The 17,942-nt window shown below is 61.3% G+C and carries 15 protein-coding genes; 7 read left to right on the top strand and 8 right to left on the bottom strand.

From position 1 onward, the window contains the following. Positions 1 to 2: 2 nt before the first annotated feature. The 4 genes from FHL16_RS23640 to FHL16_RS23625 all read right to left on the bottom strand — a co-directional run bounded on the left by FHL16_RS23640 (position 3) and on the right by FHL16_RS23625 (position 5,490). Positions 3 to 377 carry an SLOG family protein gene (locus tag FHL16_RS23640; RefSeq protein WP_010455279.1) on the bottom strand — a complete coding sequence of 125 codons (375 nt, stop codon included), beginning with the start codon at positions 375 to 377 and terminating at the stop codon, positions 3 to 5. Beyond that, the gene (locus FHL16_RS23635; RefSeq protein ID WP_077749443.1) at positions 365 to 2,020 is read right to left on the bottom strand and encodes a Na/Pi cotransporter family protein; all 1,656 of its coding nucleotides are present in this window, start codon (positions 2,018 to 2,020) and stop codon (positions 365 to 367) included. Before FHL16_RS23635 ends, FHL16_RS23640 begins: the two co-directional genes overlap by 13 nt. A gap of 187 nt (positions 2,021 to 2,207) precedes the next feature. Then, positions 2,208 to 4,928 carry a magnesium-translocating P-type ATPase gene (gene mgtA / locus FHL16_RS23630; protein ID WP_077749442.1) on the bottom strand — a complete coding sequence of 907 codons (2,721 nt, stop codon included), beginning with the start codon at positions 4,926 to 4,928 and terminating at the stop codon, positions 2,208 to 2,210. Positions 4,929 to 5,214: 286 nt separating this feature from the next. After that, complete coding sequence (locus FHL16_RS23625; RefSeq protein ID WP_077749441.1) at positions 5,215 to 5,490, bottom strand: hypothetical protein; 276 nt, start codon at positions 5,488 to 5,490, stop codon at positions 5,215 to 5,217. Between the two features lie 583 nt (positions 5,491 to 6,073). Here FHL16_RS23625 and FHL16_RS23620 point away from each other — a divergent pair. The 3 genes from FHL16_RS23620 (at position 6,074) to FHL16_RS23610 (ending at position 9,763) form a co-directional block, all read left to right on the top strand. Next, on the top strand, positions 6,074 to 7,012 hold the full coding sequence (locus FHL16_RS23620) for a cyclase family protein (RefSeq protein WP_077749440.1): 939 nt from the start codon (positions 6,074 to 6,076) through the stop codon (positions 7,010 to 7,012). A gap of 165 nt (positions 7,013 to 7,177) precedes the next feature. Further along, the gene (locus tag FHL16_RS23615) at positions 7,178 to 8,761 is read left to right on the top strand and encodes an aldehyde dehydrogenase (NADP(+)) (protein ID WP_077749439.1); all 1,584 of its coding nucleotides are present in this window, start codon (positions 7,178 to 7,180) and stop codon (positions 8,759 to 8,761) included. A gap of 72 nt (positions 8,762 to 8,833) precedes the next feature. Then, positions 8,834 to 9,763, top strand: coding sequence for a LysR family transcriptional regulator (locus tag FHL16_RS23610; protein WP_077749438.1), 930 nt, complete (start codon positions 8,834 to 8,836; stop codon positions 9,761 to 9,763). On the opposite strand, the gene FHL16_RS23605 is transcribed toward FHL16_RS23610, so the two are convergent. The 3 genes from FHL16_RS23605 to FHL16_RS23595 all read right to left on the bottom strand — a co-directional run bounded on the left by FHL16_RS23605 (position 9,756) and on the right by FHL16_RS23595 (position 12,376). Continuing rightward, entirely contained in the window at positions 9,756 to 10,739 is a 984-nt protein-coding gene (locus FHL16_RS23605) for a cyclase family protein (protein ID WP_077749437.1), read from the bottom strand. The genes FHL16_RS23610 and FHL16_RS23605 overlap by 8 nt on opposite strands. Positions 10,740 to 10,881: 142 nt before the next feature. Next, on the bottom strand, positions 10,882 to 11,196 hold the full coding sequence (locus tag FHL16_RS23600; protein WP_077749436.1) for an NIPSNAP family protein: 315 nt from the start codon (positions 11,194 to 11,196) through the stop codon (positions 10,882 to 10,884). A gap of 13 nt (positions 11,197 to 11,209) precedes the next feature. Continuing rightward, a complete protein-coding gene (locus FHL16_RS23595; protein WP_077749435.1) occupies positions 11,210 to 12,376 on the bottom strand; it encodes an iron-containing alcohol dehydrogenase in 1,167 nt (388 codons plus the stop codon). Positions 12,377 to 12,530: 154 nt separating this feature from the next. Here FHL16_RS23595 and FHL16_RS23590 point away from each other — a divergent pair, with 154 nt between their 5' ends. The 4 genes from FHL16_RS23590 (at position 12,531) to FHL16_RS23575 (ending at position 16,731) form a co-directional block, all read left to right on the top strand. Further along, positions 12,531 to 13,319 carry an SDR family oxidoreductase gene (locus tag FHL16_RS23590; RefSeq protein WP_077749434.1) on the top strand — a complete coding sequence of 263 codons (789 nt, stop codon included), beginning with the start codon at positions 12,531 to 12,533 and terminating at the stop codon, positions 13,317 to 13,319. A gap of 270 nt (positions 13,320 to 13,589) precedes the next feature. Further along, the gene (locus FHL16_RS23585) at positions 13,590 to 14,903 is read left to right on the top strand and encodes an MFS transporter (RefSeq protein WP_010455258.1); all 1,314 of its coding nucleotides are present in this window, start codon (positions 13,590 to 13,592) and stop codon (positions 14,901 to 14,903) included. Between the two features lie 16 nt (positions 14,904 to 14,919). Continuing rightward, a complete protein-coding gene (locus tag FHL16_RS23580; protein ID WP_042933077.1) occupies positions 14,920 to 16,035 on the top strand; it encodes an NAD(P)/FAD-dependent oxidoreductase in 1,116 nt (371 codons plus the stop codon). Between the two features lie 102 nt (positions 16,036 to 16,137). Continuing rightward, positions 16,138 to 16,731, top strand: a complete 594-nt coding sequence (locus FHL16_RS23575) for a DinB family protein (RefSeq protein WP_077749433.1) — start codon at positions 16,138 to 16,140, stop codon at positions 16,729 to 16,731. On the opposite strand, the gene FHL16_RS23570 is transcribed toward FHL16_RS23575, so the two are convergent. Further along, entirely contained in the window at positions 16,652 to 17,572 is a 921-nt protein-coding gene (locus tag FHL16_RS23570; protein WP_077749432.1) for a LysR substrate-binding domain-containing protein, read from the bottom strand. The two genes, FHL16_RS23575 and FHL16_RS23570, sit on opposite strands and share 80 nt — an antisense overlap. Between the last annotated feature and the right edge of the window lie 370 nt (positions 17,573 to 17,942).

Raw genomic sequence — 17,942 nt, 5'->3', positions numbered from 1 at the left:
AGTTATTTGATGGCGGCGGCGGTCAGCCCCCGATCCTCTACCGATAGGGTTTGCAAGCCGGCCGTCCGGGCCCGGGCGACCAACTCTTCGGTGTCTTCGCCGCCGGGCAGGGCGATCACCACGTCAGGTCGGCTGTCGAGCAACATGAAGTGGTTGCGCAGTCGTTCAGCCAACTTGCCGTGGCGCTGCCAGTTGGGCGGGTAGCGCACGATGTCGGCGCCGTGTTCCCGGGCCCACTCTTCGATGTCACCGCCCAGGTATTGATTGCCACCATGGATCAGCACACGCACGGGGTGCAGGCGCTGGAAGGCGTCGAGGACCCGTCGGCACAGACGGCTGTCGGCGTAATAGCGGCCCGCGCAGATCAAGAGGCGCATGAGGAATTCTCCTTGGTCAGGTCGGTGCTCTCGACCGGTTGCTCGCCGGCACGCTCCAGCAGCGGATAGCCCAGGGCGGCGATGTGGTGATGCACGCGGCGGTAATCGCGCAGGACCCGCTGGAAGATGTCGCCGGACTCCGCCCAGGTGTTCTTGTCTTCCTGCAACTTGCGAAAGTGCTCGCGGCTGGCGTGCGCTTCGAGCCTTCTGACCGTCTCCTTGCGATGGATCAAGTGGTGCGCGGTGGGAATGTCTTCACGCAGAAACACGGTGATCGCCAGGCTCAGGCTTTCCAGCAGTGCGTCGTGCAGCGGCGCGATGTTGCCCAGCTCGAACGCCGAGAACTGTTCGCCACGGCGCAAGCGGCGCATGGCCAACTGCGTCAGGCTGCTGGAAAGAATGTCCGCGGCATGTTCGAGGTTGATCACGAACAGCAGGATTTCCTGGGAACGATCGGCATCGCTGTCACTGATGCCTTCCTTGCCGATGTCCGCCAGGTAAGCCCGAATGGCCGCGCCCAGCAGGTCCAGAGACTGATCGACGCGTCGCACTTCATCGGCACAGGCGGGCACCGAGGTGTGGAACAGCTGCACCAGGCGGCCGAGCATTGCCGAGAGCATGTCGGCCATGCGCAACGCTTCCCGGGCGGCGTTGGACAGGCCGATGTTGGCCACTTCCAGACCCGCTTCGTCGAGGTAGTGCGGCATGCCCGGGTCGACATCCCGCTCGGGGGCCGGCAGCAGATGGGTCAGCCCTTTGGCGAGCACATCGGTCAGGCCGATGAACACCAGCGCCAGCAGCAGATTGAAACCGCTGTGCAGCGACACCACCAACACCGACGGCTCCAGCTTCAGCTCGGCCAGCAGCCCGGCAAACGGCAACACCACCAAGGCACCGACCGCACGCACCAGCAGATTGCCCAGCGGCAAGCGCCGGCCGACGCTCGAACCGGCATTGATCACCGAAGGCAGCGCACCGCCAATGTTCACCCCGAGCACCAGCGCGACGAGGGTGGTTCCCGACAGCAGGCCGGTGGCGGCCAGCGAGACGATCAGCAACACCACCGCCACGCTGGAATGGCACAGCCAGGTGAGGATCAGCGCCAGCAGCAACGCAATCAGCAGATCGCCGTCCAGGCTCTGCATGATCAGCTGGAAGACCGGCGTGCCTTCGACGTCCGCCAGGGTTGAGCCGAGCATGCGCAGGGCCAACAACATCAGCCCCAGGCCGATCAGCGCACAGCCGACGCTTTCGTAGCGTGAGTCATCGCGCAGCCGGAACACCATCAAACCCGCGAGCAACACGATGGGGGTGAGAATTGAAACGTCGACGCTGAGCAGTTGTACCACCAGGGTCGAACCGATATTGGCGCCGAGCATTACCGCCAGCGCCGGCGCCAGCCCCAGGGTCCCGGCGGCCGTAAACGACGTCGCCATCAGGCTGACGGCGGTGCTGCTTTGCAGGATGCCGGTGATGCCGATACCCGACAGCAGCGCCATCCAGCGGTTGTTCAAGTTGTGGCCCAGCCACTGGCGCAGCGGCGTGCCGAAGCCGCGCAACAACGCCGAAGAAATCATGTGAGTGCCCCACAGCAAGAGTGCGATGGAGCCTGCGAGGTTGATCAGTAGAGTCGTTCCCGACATCAGGACTCTCCCTTTTCGATAGGGTTAAGCGCATTCCCCTGTAGGCGTGAGCCTGCTCGCGATAGCGGTGCATCAGTCGACATCTCTTTTGGATGTCCGTCAGCTATCGCGAGCAGGCTCGCTCCCACAGGGGATTGTGGTGTTCAGGTCATTTGGGATTGCCCCCGGATTTCGGGGGCTCAGGCCATCAGAACCACTGCTTGAAGCGGCGGATGTAGATCGTCTTCATGATCTGCGCGAACACGCAGTAGCTGAGCAGGGTGCCCACCAGCCAAGGGAAGTACGCCCACGGCAGCGGTTGCAGGCCGACCAAAGTACCCAGTGGCGAGAACGGAATGTAGATACCCAGCGCCATCACCAACCCGGTCATCAGGATCACCGGCAACGCCGCCGTGCTCTGGAAGAACGGAATCTTCTGCGTGCGCAACATATGCACCACCAGCGTCTGCGACAGCAGCCCCTCGATGAACCAGCCGGACTGGAACAGGCCCTGCATTTCCACGCTGTTGGCGGCGAACACGTACCACATCAGGGCGAAAGTGGTGATGTCGAAGACCGATGAGGTCGGCCCGATCCACAGCATGAAACGGCCAATGTTTTTCGCGTCCCACTTGCGTGGTTTGCGCAGGAACTCCTTGTCCATCTTGTCCCACGGCAGCGACAACTGAGAGATGTCGTACATGAGGTTTTGCAGCAGCAGATGGATCGACAGCATCGGCAGGAACGGAATGAACGCACTGGCCACCAGCACCGAGAACACGTTGCCGAAGTTGGAGCTGGCGGTCATGTTCAGGTACTTCATGATATTGCCGAAGGTCTCGCGGCCCTTGAGCACGCCTTCCTCCAGCACCATCAGGCTCTTCTCCAGCAGAATGATGTCGGCCGATTCCTTGGCGATGTCGGTGCCGCTGTCCACCGAAATGCCGACATCGGCATCGCGCAGGGCAGGGGCGTCGTTGATGCCGTCACCGAGGAAACCCACGGTGTGACCGTTGGCCTGCAACGCCTTGAGCACCCGGGACTTTTGCAGCGGCGTCAACTTGGCGAACACCGTGCGTTCTTCGACCCGCAGCTTGAGGGTGGTGTCGTCCATGCTCTCGATGTCTGGCCCGAGCAGCGGCGTACCGGGTTCCAGCCCGACTTCGCGGCAGATCTTGCAAGTCACCACCGCGTTGTCGCCGGTCAGCACCTTGACGGTCACGCCCATGTCGCGCAGCGCGGCAATCGCCGGGCCCGCGGTTTCCTTCGGTGGATCGAGAAAGGTCAGGAAGCCGCGAACCACCAGCTCGCGCTCATCCGCGGTGTTGTACTGGTTTTTGCTTTGCGCTTTCGGGATCTCGCGGGTGGCGACCAGCAGCACCCGGAAACCGTCCTCGTTGTACTCGTTGGCCAGCGCCAGCAGGTCTTTGCGGCGCTGTGCATCGAGTGCCACGACGGTGCCGTTTTCGTGAATTTGGCTGGCGATGCTCAGCATTTCCTCGACCGCGCCTTTGCACACCATCAGATGATCGTCGCGGCTGTCCTTGACGATGATCGACAGGCGCCGACGGACGAAGTCGAACGGCAACTCATCGACCTTGCTGTAGGCAAACGGCACCCTGAATTTTGGATTGGCATTGGCGAACTGCACCACCGCCTGGTCCATCAGGTTTTTCAGACCGCTCTGGTGATGGCTGTTGAGCCACGCCAGTTCGAGGAGCGTGTCGTCGCGCCGGCCGTTGCTGTCGACGTGGTGCTCAAGGATGATCTTGTCCTGGGTCAGGGTGCCGGTCTTGTCGGTGCACAGCACGTCCATCGAACCGAAGTTCTGGATCGCATTGAGGCGCTTGACCACCACTTTGCGCTTGGCCATGGCCATCGCGCCTTTGGCCAGGTTGGCGCTGACAATCATCGGCAGCATTTCCGGGGTCAGGCCGACCGCGACTGCCAGCGCAAACAGGAACGCGTCACTCCAGTCGCCCTTGGAGAAGCCGTTGAGCAGGAACACGATCGGCACCATGACCAGCATGAAGCGGATCAACAACCAACTGACGCTGTTCACCCCGCGGTCGAAGGCTGTTTGCACCCGCGAACCGACAATCGCTTTGGCCAGCGAGCCGAAGTAGGTACGCGGGCCGGTTGCGACCACCACCGCTTTGGCCGTGCCGCTGACCACGTTGGTGCCCATGAAGCAAATGTTCGGCAGGTCCAGCAGGTTGGATTGATCGGCAGCGCTGCGGGTCGCCGACTTCTGTGCGACGTCGCCCAGGGTGTCGTACTTCTCGACAGGCAAGGCTTCGCCGGTCAGCACCGCCTGGCTGATGAACAGGTCGCGGGATTCGATCAGGCGGATGTCCGCCGGGATCATGTCCCCGGCGCTGAGCTGAACGATGTCGCCGGCCACCAGTTCGCGCATCGGCACTTCGCGCAGCACCGGGGTGTTGCCGTTTTGTCCGCGTCGCAGCACGGTTGCGGTGGTGCGCACCATGGCTTTGAGGGCTTCGGCGGATTTGGCCGAGCGGTATTCCTGCCAGAACCGCAGCAGGCTGCTCAGGGTAACCATGGTCATGATAATGATGACTTTGGTCAGGTCCGCTTCGTCGCCTTCGCCCTGGCTGATCGGCAGCCAGTAATCGGTGAAGAAACTGATGCCTGCCAGGGTCAGCAGGACATAGATGAAGGGATTGTTCAGGGCCTTGAGCAGTTGGACGATGGCGTGAGGCGGCTTGTCGTGGGCGACCTCGTTATAGCCTGCGCGGGCTAGCCGGCCTTCGGCCTCGAGTTCAGTCAAACCGTCAGGGGTGGCGTTGAGATTGGCGAGGGTCACGGTCAGGTTGTTTTGCGCTTCCCGGGCGGCGCGCATCGACAGTTTGGCGTTATCGCTGCTGGCGCCTTTGGCGCGAGTATTCGGCGTTTTTACAGTCGTCATTGTGTGTGCTCCTGCCGCCGTCTTGCGGCACGACACACGGCTCGCTCAACTATTCATAGGCGAGCGAATGTATGTCGAGTCGCAAACAGGCGATCAATTTCGAAAGTGTTGTTTTCTTGTGTTTTAACGTTCGCTGCGTATCAATCAAAAGTTGATGCGCAGCGAACCGTCTACTGGCTTCGTCCATAACTAACTCCGATAACTTTGTGTTTTAACAGGCAATAAGAAGTTGCCGAATTCCCTATCAAGGAAAACGCTGGGGGAAGAACTTTAAAGTGTCTTCAGGTCAACTGAATGCGCGGGGCTCGAGGGTAAGGCCGAGCATCCGCGCGATGCGCCGACTCGGTGGTTCCTGGCTGTCGTCGAAGCTCCAGCGTTGCTGAAGCCGACCCGTCATCGGGCAGACGCGCCAGTTGGCACGAGGGTGTGCCTTGGCAGGGGCGGAAGGGCTGGAAAACGGGGCGCTGACCCAAGTCGTCAACAGGCGTTCACGGCACAGTTTGACCCGCATGGTCGATGCAAAGGCGCGCACGCCCGGCATTACGGTGGTTTTGAAGTTCATAACATGCCTCTGGACCGGACGGACGCCGGTGAGGCAAGTTACGGTGGAGCATCAAGCTCTAGCGCAGCTCACCCGACCGAAAAATCGAGTCCCGTCATTTACTGGGTTATGTGCCAGGCTCCGCGAATTCGCAGTGACCCGACAGCGACTAGATACTGTGTCCATTGGATTCTTTTGTGAGTTGAAAAAAGGCCTTCGTCGAAGGCCCGGGCAATTTACTCAGGGAGGTGGGTGAAGTCAACCGCCAATACCCGCCAAATACCAAGATGAATGGGGAAAACATCGAAACTTGATATTGAAGTTAGAACTGGTTCAGCTAATTGACAGTTAGTTGCATACGAAATGGCTGCCAGCCCCCTAATGGCCCTCCGGCTTACAACATTCCCTGTAGGAGTGGACCTGCTCGCGACAGCGGTCTGTCAGCCGACGTCGATGCTGGCTGACCCGCCGCTGTCGCGAGCAGGCTCACCCCCACTGATGTCACTCGTGATAATCCAGAACAATTGTATTGCCCATCCCTGTCTGTTTCGGCAAGGACGGGCTGCGTACCTTGGGTCCACTGCAACCTCACAAGGACCCGCTCATGCTGACCCGATTGGTACTGCCGTTTGCCCTGTTGTTCACCCTCCATGCCGCCCATGCGGCGGATAGCGAAAAATGGTATCCCTCGAAATACGGCGCCAACGATGAAATCGGCGCGCTGAATCTGTTAAACGCCGAGTCGGTGATCAACGCCTCCAAATTGATCAAGAGCGGCAAAACCTATCCGCTGGCCGTGCCCATCGACAAGACTCTGCCAGCCTTCCGTCACCGCAGTTTTCACCTGACCAACATCCAGCCGGGCGAGGCGGGTGGCACCACCATGGGGCCTAACAAGTTCACCTTCAACGATGAACTGGTGGTCGGCTGGACCGGTGTCGGCACCCAACTCAACGGCATCGGCCATATCGGCATCGACAATGTCTACTACAACGGCAACCGTGCGGCGGACTTCGTCACCGTCGAAGGCGTGAAAAAACTCGGCATCGAAAAAGTCCCGCCCATCGTCACCCGTGGCGTGGTGCTGGACATGACCGCCGTGTACGGCAGCGCCATCGTGCCGGAGAAAACCGAGTTCAGCGTTGCCGACATCCAGAAGGCACTGGACCTGCAAGGCATCAGCATCCAGAAGGGCGACGTGGTGCTGTTCAACACCGGTTGGCTGGAACTGCTGGGCAAGGACAACGAGAAATTCCTCGCCGTGGAGCCGGGCATCGGCATGGCGGCGGCCAAATGGTTGGCGGACAAGCAGATCGTCGCGTTCGGCGGCGACACCTGGGCCTCGGAGATCTACCCGGCGAAAGACGGCCAGGAGTTCCCGGTCAACCAGTTCATGCTGGCCAAGAACGGCATCTACAACCTTGAATTGATCGACAGCCGCGCGCTGGTGAAGGACAAGGCCTGGGAGTTCATGTTCGTCCTCGGACAGCCGCTGTACAAGGGCTCGACCCAGGTCAACATCAACCCGGTCGCGATTCACTGACACCTGGTGCCACCGATGACGGGCGGGGGATGACGAATACTCATCCCCTGGCCCGTTGTTGTCATTTGTTGCCCATCAGCCCGGCCAATAGAGTGAAGCGTGCGCCATAGGCGTACCCCTTCAATTCGAATGATCGCCTGCCGAACGCCGGCGAGGGAGTTTTTGATGTCCGCTATTTTGGGCCAGCAGTTTATCGACGGGCAGCGCAGCGCTCTGGGCGGCGAAACGTTGCAGAGTTTCGACGCCAGTACCGGGCAAGCACTGCCCTATGTTTTTCATCAGGCCAATGATCAGGAAGTCGAGCTGGCAGTGACGGCCGCCACGCGAGCTTTTGCCCCGTTTCGTCAGCTGTTGCCGTTACGACGTGCGGAATTTCTTGGCGCAATAGCTGATGAAATCGATGCGCTGGGTGACGATTTTATCGCCTTGGTGTGCCAGGAAACCGCCTTGCCCGAAGGGCGGATTCGCGGTGAGCGCAATCGCACCACGGGCCAGTTACGCTTGTTTGCGCAGGTGTTGCTCCGGGGTGATTTTCTCGGTGCGCGGATCGATCAGGCTCAGCCCGAACGCACACCGTTGCCGCGCCAGGACATCCGTCAGTACCGCATCGGCGTCGGCCCGGTCGCCGTGTTCGGAGCGAGCAATTTCCCACTGGCGTTTTCCACCGCCGGTGGCGATACCGCTTCTGCGCTGGCCGCCGGTTGCCCGGTGGTGTTCAAGGCCCACAGCGGGCACATGGCGACCGCGGATCGCGTGGCCGGCGCCATCGTGCGCGCGGCACAGCGCACCGGCATGCCTTCGGGCGTGTTCAACATGATTTACGGCGCGGGTGTCGGCCAGGGGTTGGTCAAGGCCGATGGCATCAAGGCCGTCGGTTTCACCGGTTCATTGAAGGGCGGTCGAGCCTTGTCCGACCTGGCCGCCGCGCGCCCGCAACCGATCCCGGTGTTCGCCGAGATGTCGAGCATCAACCCGGTGATCCTGCTGCCTGAGGCGCTGAACACCCGTGGCAGCCAAGTCGCCGAGGAACTGACCGCGTCGATCAACCTCGGCTGCGGCCAGTTCTGCACCAGCCCCGGACTGATCATCGGTCTGCACTCGCCGCAGTTCAGCGAGTTCCTGGACGTATTCGCGCAAAACATGGGCAGCCAACCGGCCCAGACCATGCTCAACGCTGGCGCCCTGAACAGCTATCGCGCAGGTCTTCAACACATCGTGGCCCACGAACGGGTCGATCACCTCGCCGGTCAGCCGCAGGGCAAATCCACGGCACAACCGCAGCTGTTCAAGGCCGACGTACAGTTGTTGCTCGACGGCGATCCGTTGTTGCAGGAAGAAATCTTCGGCCCGGCCACGGTGGTGGTGGAGGTCGCAGACCCGCACCAACTGCGCGCCGTGCTCGGCAGTTTGCACGGTCAACTGACCGCCACGCTGATTGCCGACCCGGCGGACCTGGATCGCTTCGGCGACCTGTTGCCGCTACTCGAAGACAAGGTCGGACGCTTGCTGCTCAACGGCTACCCGACCGGCGTCGAAGTCAGCGATGCGATGGTGCATGGCGGACCCTATCCAGCCACTTCGGATGCGCGCGGCACCTCAGTCGGCACCTTGGCCATTGATCGCTTCCTGCGGCCGGTCTGCTACCAGAACTATCCTGATGAGTACCTGCCCCAGGCGCTGCAAAACGCTAACCCGCTGAGCCTCAATCGACTGGTCGATGGCCAGTGGAGCAGGGCGCCCCTGAGCTAACCACTTTGCCCACGCCGGCAAATGGCGGCGTGGGCCTGACGGATTTGTCCATTGAATCGAGCACACACCGATATGGTTCCTTCACTTGGCAGCATCGCTTCGCGGCTTCGACTCAAACAACTGCGGTTGCTGATCGCGCTGGACGATCGTGGCTCGTTGCACAAGGCCGCCGAGCACATTTCGATTTCCCAGTCCGGCGCCACCAAGGCCTTGCACGAAGTCGAGTCGTTGCTTGGGATGCCGCTGTTCGAACGTCAGCCCAAGGGCCTGGTTGCTAATGAAATGGGCCGTTGCATGATTCGGTATGCACGGCTGATCTACAGCGACGTCGAACATTTGCGCGAGGAAATGCTCAGCATCATGCAGGGCCAGGGCGGGCGGTTGTCGGTAGGCGTGATCATGGGCGCGGTGCCGTTGCTGACCCGGGCCCTGAGCGAATTAAGGCTCAAGCAGCCGGAGTTGTCCGTGGAACTGGTGGAAAACACCAGCGCCACCTTGCTCGGTTTGCTGGATCAAGGGCGGCTGGACCTGGCGATCTGTCGCACCAGCGTCGGCCAGCGCTCGGACGCTTATGACTGCATCGAACTCAGCGAAGAGCCCTTGGCGGTGGTCGCCAGCAAAGACCATCCGTTGGCCCGTGCCGAGTCGTTGCAGTTGTCGCAACTGAGCGATTACCGGTGGGTGGTCTACCCCAAGGACATGCCGATGCGCCAGGCCCTGGAGCGTGAGTTAAATGAGGCGGGGCTGGAGATTCCGCGTTATCCGCTGGAAACCTCATCGACCTTCGCCACCATTCTGTTGGTGCAGCAGGACCCGACCTTGCTGGCGGTGATCCCGGTGGAAGTCGCGCAATTCTGCGAGCAACACGATTTGCTGGTGAAATTGCCGGTGTCCATGCGCGCGCTGATCGAGCCTTATGGTGTGATCAGCCGGGTCGGCGCCGACCTGTCTCCGGCAGCGACCCTGCTGATCAACGAGCTGAAGCAGGACCTGACTACTTGATCACAATCGGATTCACTGGCGCACCGGTCCCGCCGACAATCTTCAACGGCGCGGCGGTGTAGAGGACCTGCCACTGGCCGTCTTCGGCGCAATCTGTGGCCAGGTCGTCGAGCAGCGCCACTTCGGTGAAGGTCACGCCGAGGTTGCGCATCAAGGCATTGTGCAGCGGGATCAACACGCCCGAGGAGGGGTCGACCGCCACTTCGTTGGCCATGGTGTCGGTCACCAGGTTGGGAATTTCCATCTGGTGAAACCACTCCACCAGCTCGCGGCTGAAGGTCAGGCCCGGCTCGGCGAAGTCCTTGTAGAACTCTTCCGGTTCGCGCTCATAGAACGAGCCGATCCAACCCGTGCGGATGATCAGGATGTCGCGTTTCTCGATCTCGATGCCCTGGGCTTTTGCTGCGGCCAGCAGGTCCAGGTGATTGAAGGTCTCCCCCTTGTCCAGCACCGCTTTGCCGCGATGGCGCGCCATGTCGATCAGCACCGCGCGGCCGACAATTCCGCGTTCGGCAATCGGCAGGATGCTGGCCTTGTCCATGCTGCCGATGGTGCTCATGGCGTCGTAGCCGTTCCACAGTTTGTTGTCGTGCCAGACGTGGCCGAGCGCATCGTATTGAGTCGAGCCTTGCAGGTGCATGAAGATCACATCGTCGGCGTATTCCACGTGACCGTCAAAGTGGGTCTTGCCCGCCAGGAAGTGGCCCTTGTCCAGCACGTTGACACGCATCGACGGGCGTCGGCCGGGCCACAACGGCTCGCCCTTGGGATGGCCGATCTGCACTTGCAGGGTGAAGGTCTTGCCTTGGCGCACCGAGGCGATGCCCCGGAGGATCTCGGCGCTTTGCAGGTAATTCAGGGCCCCGACTTCATCGTCCGGCCCCCATTTGCCCCAGTTAGTGGGCAGGCCTTCGAGCAAGGCCTTGATGTCGGGAGATCGGTCGGCGGCGGTATTGTTGGGATTGTGGTCGCACATGAGGTTGTCCTTGGTTTGAGCCGATTCGGCAGGCCAGTACAAATCCCCGTGTGGGAGTGAGCCTGCTCGCGATGGGGAGTGCCAGTTAACCTTGATGCGTCTGACATACCGCTATCGCGAGCAGGTTCGCTCCCACAGGGGTTTATTTGATCGGGGAGAAATCGGCGGCGATCAGCAGTTTCGATTCCATCTTTTCCAGCATCGGGAACGCTTTCGGCACGAAACCCTCAAGCCAGTCAGGGTCCTGATACAGCGCGGCCCGTTTCTTGATCCGGTCATCAAGGCTCTCGTAGGCCCAGATGTGGATCACCTGATTCAGCTCGCCGATTTCGGTGTACCACCAACCCACCAGCGTGGTGTAGCGGGAGATCACGGGTAGCCCGGCCTCCTCGAAGTGCTTGAGGTAGGTCTGCATTTTTCCGATTTGAATCGTGTAGGTGCGCATTTCGTAAAACATGGGCGTGTTCTCTTCAGGAATGAGTGCCGTGCCAGGCGTTGCTGATGATTCGCTCAATGTCGGCGGCGGTGGTCAGGCGTGGGTTGACCAGCACGTTGCCGCTGCGCATCGAGTCACTGACCATTTGCGGCATGTAATCCAGGTCCACGCCCAGGTCCTTGATGTTGTCGGGAATGCCGATGGCCTTGTTCAGCGCCACCACGTGGTCCACCACTTTGTGCCCGGCGCGGGCCAGGCTCAGGCCGTCGATGTCTTCGCCCATGGCGATGGCAATCTCGCGAAACAGCTCCGGGCAGGCCGCCAGGTTGTATTCGATGACGTAGGGCAACAGCGTGGCGTTGGCGATGCCGTGGGGAATGTTGAAGACGCCGCCGAAGGTATGGGAGATCGCATGCACGTTGCCCAGTTTCGATTGGGCGAAGGCCACGCCCGCCAGGAACGACCCAAGCAGCATCTGTTCCCGGGCGTGCAGGTCGGAGCCGCTGAAAAATGCCTTGGGCAGGTGCGTGCAGATCATCTTGATCGCTTGCAGCGCCAGGGCCTGGCTGACCGGGTTGGCCTGCTTCGACACGTAGGATTCGATGGCGTGGGTCAAGGCGTCCATGCCCGTCGCAGCGGTGATCGACGGTGGAAGTTTGAGCGTCAGCTCGGCGTCGAGAATCGCCAGTTTCGGAAACAGCGCCGGGCTGATGATCACGGTCTTGAACAGGGTCTTGGTGTTGGTGAACACGGTGGAGGCGGTGCATTCGCTGCCAGTGCCGGAGGTGGTCGGGATCGCGAAGATCGGCAGGGGTGGGTGCAGCAGTTTGTCGTAGCCCTCGTAGTCGAGGATGTTGCCGGGGTTGGTGGCCATGGCCGCCACGCCCTTGGCGGTGTCGATGCTGCTGCCGCCACCGACACCGATCACCGAGTCACAGTCGTGGTTTTTCAGGAAGGCCACGGCTCGTTCCAGCACGTCGGTGGTGGGGTTCGGTTCGACGCCGGAAAACACTTCATAGCCGATGTCACTCTCGGCCAGGGAGGCGAAAAAACCTTCCATCACGCCCGACGCCATCAGCCCTGCGTCAGTGACCACCAGCAGTTTTTTCCGAACATGGGGCTTGAGCAATGCACCGGCCTGACGCACCAGGCCATTGCCGCTTTTCAAAGTGGTGGGGAAATAAAACTGGAACGGGTTCATGGGTTTCTCCGGTTCTTATTGGTCCGCAGACAGTAATAAGCGTGGGAGGCGGCTGATAATGAAAAGGTCTGATCCGCCGATCACCCTTTGTCATCCCCCGGCGAGGCGGGTCCTGGTGGTAACGTGAGGTTTTCCAACCGTCAGGAGCATCGTCATGGATTTGGGTATTTCAGGTCGCTGGGCCATCGTCTGCGCCGCCAGTAAGGGCCTGGGTCTGGCCTGTGCGCGGGCCTTGGCGAAGGAGGGCGTCAACCTGGTGATCAACGCCCGGGGTGACGAAACCTTGCAGGCTGCCGCTACAGAATTGCGCAGCCTGGCGCCGGGCATCGACGTGCGCACGGTGGCCGGGGACATCAGCACGCCCGCAGTGCGCGACCAGGTGTTGGCGGCGTGTCCGCAGGTGGACATCCTGATCAACAACGCTGGCGGACCGCCCCCGGGTGACTTCCGTGACTGGCAGCGCGACGACTGGCTGAAGGCGCTGGATGCCAACATGCTCACGCCCATCGAGCTGATCAAGGCCTGCGTCGATGGCATGGCCGAGCGCGGTTTCGGGCGTATCGTCAACATCACCTCCGGCGCGGTGAAGGCGCCAATCGATGTGTTGGGACTGTCCAATGGCGCACGCAGCGGCCTGACCGGTTTTATCGCCGGGCTTGCACGCCAGTCGCGGCTGGCCGGGCATAACGTGACGATCAACAATCTGCTGCCGGGACCGTTCGAGACCGAGCGTTTGCACAAGACCCTGAGCGCCGCCGCCGAGGCCAATGGCACCAGCGTCGAAAGCATCAGCGAACAGCGGCGCAAGCACGTGCCGGCCCAGCGCTTCGGGCAACCCGATGAGTTCGGCGCCTACTGCGCGTTCATCTGCAGCGCCAATGCCGGTTTCCTCACCGGGCAAAACCTGCTGCTGGACGGCGGCAGTTACCCCGGGACGTTCTGATCTTTTCGGGGGATGACGTTTGGTGATCCCCTAATCAGATCCCCTCATTATTCAGCCCGAGGACGCGTGATTAGAGTTGGGGTGCTTACCCAATACCCGTCAGCCAAGATGTAAACCCAGTAGGAGCGAGGCTTGCCCGCGAAGGCGATGTGTCATTAACAATGATGTCCACTGACACTCCGCCTTCGCGGGCAAGCCTCGCTCCTACAGGTTTTGCGTTAATAGGCGGGTATTGGGCCGCTTGCACCCACAACAACAAGAGCGCCCCTCATGAACAATCCGAGTGCTGAAACCCTGCGGCTCGCCGCCGCGTCTGCCACCGAGCGTCCGACCAGCGTGCGCTGGCGGATCTTCCTCATCATGTTGCTGCTGACCGCCATCAACTACATCGACCGCGCTTCGCTGTCGGTGGCCTTGCCGCTGATTTCCAGTGAGTTCCAGATCCCTCCCGCGCTGGAAGGCTTGATGCTCAGTGCGTTTTTCTGGTCGTACGCATTGATGCAGATTCCCGGCGGCATGCTGCTGGACCGTTTTCAGACCCGTCGCGTCATCGTCATCGCGACTGTCGCCTGGGGCGCCTTCCAGGCCTTGGCTGCTGGTGCGCATAACTGGATCACGCTGTTGATTACGCGCATGGGGCTGGGCATCGCCGAGTCGCCGATCATGCCGGCCGGGGCCAAACTCAACGGCGCCTGGCTGACCCCCAACGAACGCGGACGCGGCGCGGTGCTGGTCGATGGCGGCGCACCGCTGGGCAGTGCTTTCGGCGCGATCATCATTGCCGGGCTGATCGGCTGGTTCGATTCCTGGCGCATCGCCTTCGTGATCGCCGGTATCGGCACCATGCTTGCCGGTGTACTGGCGTGGAAATACATCCGCAACCATCCCAGCGAACACCCCGGTGTCAACGCGGCGGAACTGGCGCACATCACCGAAGGCAATCGCAAAGTCAGCCAACCCGGCACGGTGACCAGCATCTCCCTCAAAGAGCTGCTCAAGGACCGTTCGGTGCTGGCGATGTTCGCCGGTTACTGCTGCATTCTCAGCGTGTTCTACGGTTTGCTGACCTGGATGCCGAGCTACCTGCACCAGACCCACGGCCTGAACATTTCGAGCATGGGCGGTGCGACCTTCCTGATTTTCATGTGCGGTTTCGTCGGCGAGCTGGTGGGCGGTTATCTGGGGGATAAATGGAAAACCAGCGGCGCCTCGCCCAACCTGGTGATGCGCAGCATGTTCAGTGGTTCGGCGCTGGTCGCGGCCCTGTGCATGCTGGCGGTGGCCTATACCAATGAAGCCGGCAAGGCCATCGGTCTGCTCTGCGTAGCGATGTTTTTCATTCGCTGGTGCGGCATGTACTGGTGCATTCCGTCGATCCTCGGCGGCACCTCGAAAACCGGTGTGCTGGCCGGCACCATGAACTTCTGCGGCAACATGGCCGGGGTTATCGTGCCGATCCTGATCGGATTGATCGTGCAGTTCACCGGCTCGTATTTCCTGGTGCTGATCTTCTTCGTGGTCATGGCCATGCTGCTGGCGATATTCTCCAGCCTGATCGATTATCGGGAACGAGGGCTGGCTTGACATGAGCGGAGGGCAGGTGAGCGTCGATATCGAATGCGTGGTGGTCGGCGCCGGCGTGGTTGGCCTGGCGGTGACCAGGGCACTGGCCCGTAGCGGGCGGGAAGTGATCCTGATCGAAGCCGGCGAGGGGATTGGTGTGGGCATCAGTTCGCGCAATTCAGAAGTGATCCACGCCGGCATCTATTACCCGAGCGGCAGCCTGAAAGCGCAATTGTGCGTGGAGGGCAAGCATCGCCTGTACGCCTTTTGCGATGAGCGCGGTGTCGATTACCAGCGCCTGGGCAAGTTGATCGTGGCCACCGATGACAGCCAGTGCGCGGCCTTGCAGAGGTTGCTGGAGCAGGGCCGGCGCAATGGCGTCGATGACTTGCAATGGCTGGACGCCGGGCAGGCTCGGTCGCTTGAACCGGCGCTGTCCTGCGTCGCCGCGCTCTGGTCGCCGTCCACCGGGATCGTCGATTCCCATGCGCTGATGTTGGCGCTTCAGGCAGACGCCGAAGCCTCGGGCACTTCGATTGCCTTGCACACGCCGTTGGTGTCCGCCCGTTGCACCGAACAAGGTTTCGAATTGCACATGGGCGGCGCACAGCCGATGACCTTGACCTGTCGCGAGTTGATCAATTGCGCCGGTTTGTCCGCGCCGGAGGTGGCGAGCCGGATCGAAGGCTTGCCGACGCAATACGTTCCCGAGGCACGCCTGTGCAAGGGCAGTTATTTCAGTTTCAGTGGCCGGGCGCCATTCCGGCATCTGGTGTATCCGGCACCGGAGAGCGCCGGCCTGGGCGTGCACATGACCCTCGATCTTGGCGGGCAGGCGCGTTTCGGGCCGGACGTCGAATGGGTCGACCATGTCGATTATCGCGTCGATCCGCGCCGGGTCGACGGGTTCTATCAGGCCATCCGCCGCTACTGGCCGACGTTACCCGATAACAGCCTGCAACCCGCCTACAGCGGCATCCGCCCGAAGATTTCCGGCCCGACCGAACCGGCCGCCGACTTCCTCATCAGCGGCCCGGTCGAGCATGGTGTGCCGGGGTTGGTGAATCTGTTCGGCATCGAATCACCGGGCCTCACCAGCTGCCTGGCGCTGGCTGATCGGGTGGTACAACGCCTGACACCGCATTCCCTGTAGCAGCTGTCGCGTTGCGGTGAGGTGCCGGTTATCAGCGTCTGCGCTGCCAGCCGCCGAGCGGTCTATGCTTGCCAGTGTGCCCATCGTAATGGGAGAACTCTGATGATCAACATACGCACTGCCCGCATGCTTGCCGATTACAAGCAATGGGCCGATGAGCGCCTCTTTGACAGCCTGGCCGCGCTGCCGCCGGGGGAGGTCAACAAAGAGCGGGTGTCGGTGTTCAAGAACATGATCGGCACCCTGAATCACATCTATGTCGTGGACTGCATCTGGCAGGCTCACCTCGAAGGCCGAGGGCACGGCTTCAAAACCTCACACGATCTGCTCCATCCCGACCTGGCTGATTTGCGCATGGCGCAAAAGGACATCGATCACTGGTATTGCAACTGGAGCGCAAGGCAGACCGAGAGGTCGCTGGATAAGCCGGTCGAGTTCACGTTCGTCTCCGGCGAGAGCGGCACCATGAGCGCCGGCGCGATGCTGCTGCACGTGGTCAATCACGCCAGTTACCACCGCGGCTGGGTGATCCAGATGTATTTCGACATCCCGGCGATGCCACCGATGACCGACCTGCCGATCTTCCTGCGCGAGACCGATCCGGCTTTCAACGCGCTCAAAGCACCGGCAACTCAGCCGACATGTGTTGCGCAATTCGCGAACGCAACCAACGTTCTGCCGGGTCGTTATCGTTGACCCCGTTCCAGACCATGGACAGTTCGGACAGCACGATGTCAAACGGCGGGTCGTCGGCCCGCAGCTGGCTGCTGCCTTCGATCAGCGCACACGCCGCGTAATCCGGCACCGTGGCCAGCAGGTCGGTGCCGGCCAGCAGGGCACGCAACCCGGCGAATTGCGGCACCGCCAGCACCACCCGCCGCGAGCGGCCGATGCGCGCCAGATCGTTGTCGATAGCACCGGTCAAGTCTCCGGAAAAAGACACCAGCGCATGAGGGCGTTCGCAATATTCATCCAGGGTCAGGGGGCCGGGACGGTTGTCGCCACGCAGAATCTTCACGCTCAGGTCGCGCAATTTCTTGCGCTTGGCATTGGCCGGCAGCTCCGTGGTGTAACTGATCCCGACGGAAATCTCCCCGGAGGCCAGCATCGGTGACATCAGCAAGTAATTCACCCTTCGCACCACCACCACGACGTTCTGCGCCTCTTCGCGTATTTGCTTGAGCAGCGGCGGAAACAGACCGAACTCGGCGTCGTCGGACAAGCCGATGCGGAACACATCGCGGCTGGTGGACGGGTCGAAATCCTTGGCCCGGCTGACCGCGCCGGAAATGGTGTCCATCGCCGGCTGCAACTCCTTGAGAATCGCCAACGCCCGTTGGGTCGGCTCCAACACCCGACCGTTGCGCACCAGCAGCGGGTCGTCGAACAGATCGCGCAACTTGGCCAGCGAAGCACTGACAGCGGGCTGACCGAGAAACAGTTTCTCCCCGGCCCGGGTCAGGTTCTTCTCGAACATCAACGTTTCGAAAATCACCAGCAGGTTCATGTCCACGCGGCGCAGGTCGTTGCGGTTCATTGCGGCGTTCTCGCTGGGGTTCAGGGTCTTTTCAGTAAAGCATCAAACCCGAGCGATGCGACGGTGACCCTCGATGACAGTAAGGAGCGGGGGTATAGTCATTTGTCTGTTTGGCACCGCGTAATCCGGATAGATACTGCCCAAGGGGATGACTGCCATTCATCTGGAAACATACCCAACCTGTTATTTCTGACAGTAGCCAACCGCCCTTTCTAACACCTTAAATAACTCCGTCGCCCAGCCCCCCTCGACAGGAGTCTCCCCCATGCTCGTGCAACCCGTCCGTCACCCCTTTTCCATGCTGCTGCGTGAACCAGAAATCCCCGGTGCCCGTCTACTGGACTCTTCCACTGACGTCTGGGCAATCAAC

The sequence above is a fragment of the Pseudomonas sp. FSL W5-0299 genome, from assembly GCF_005930655.1.
In the GTDB taxonomy this organism is placed as follows: Bacteria; Pseudomonadota; Gammaproteobacteria; order Pseudomonadales; family Pseudomonadaceae; genus Aquipseudomonas; species Aquipseudomonas mandelii.
Note: the sequence above shows the minus strand (reverse complement) of the source record. Positions and strands in the feature narration are given on the sequence as shown.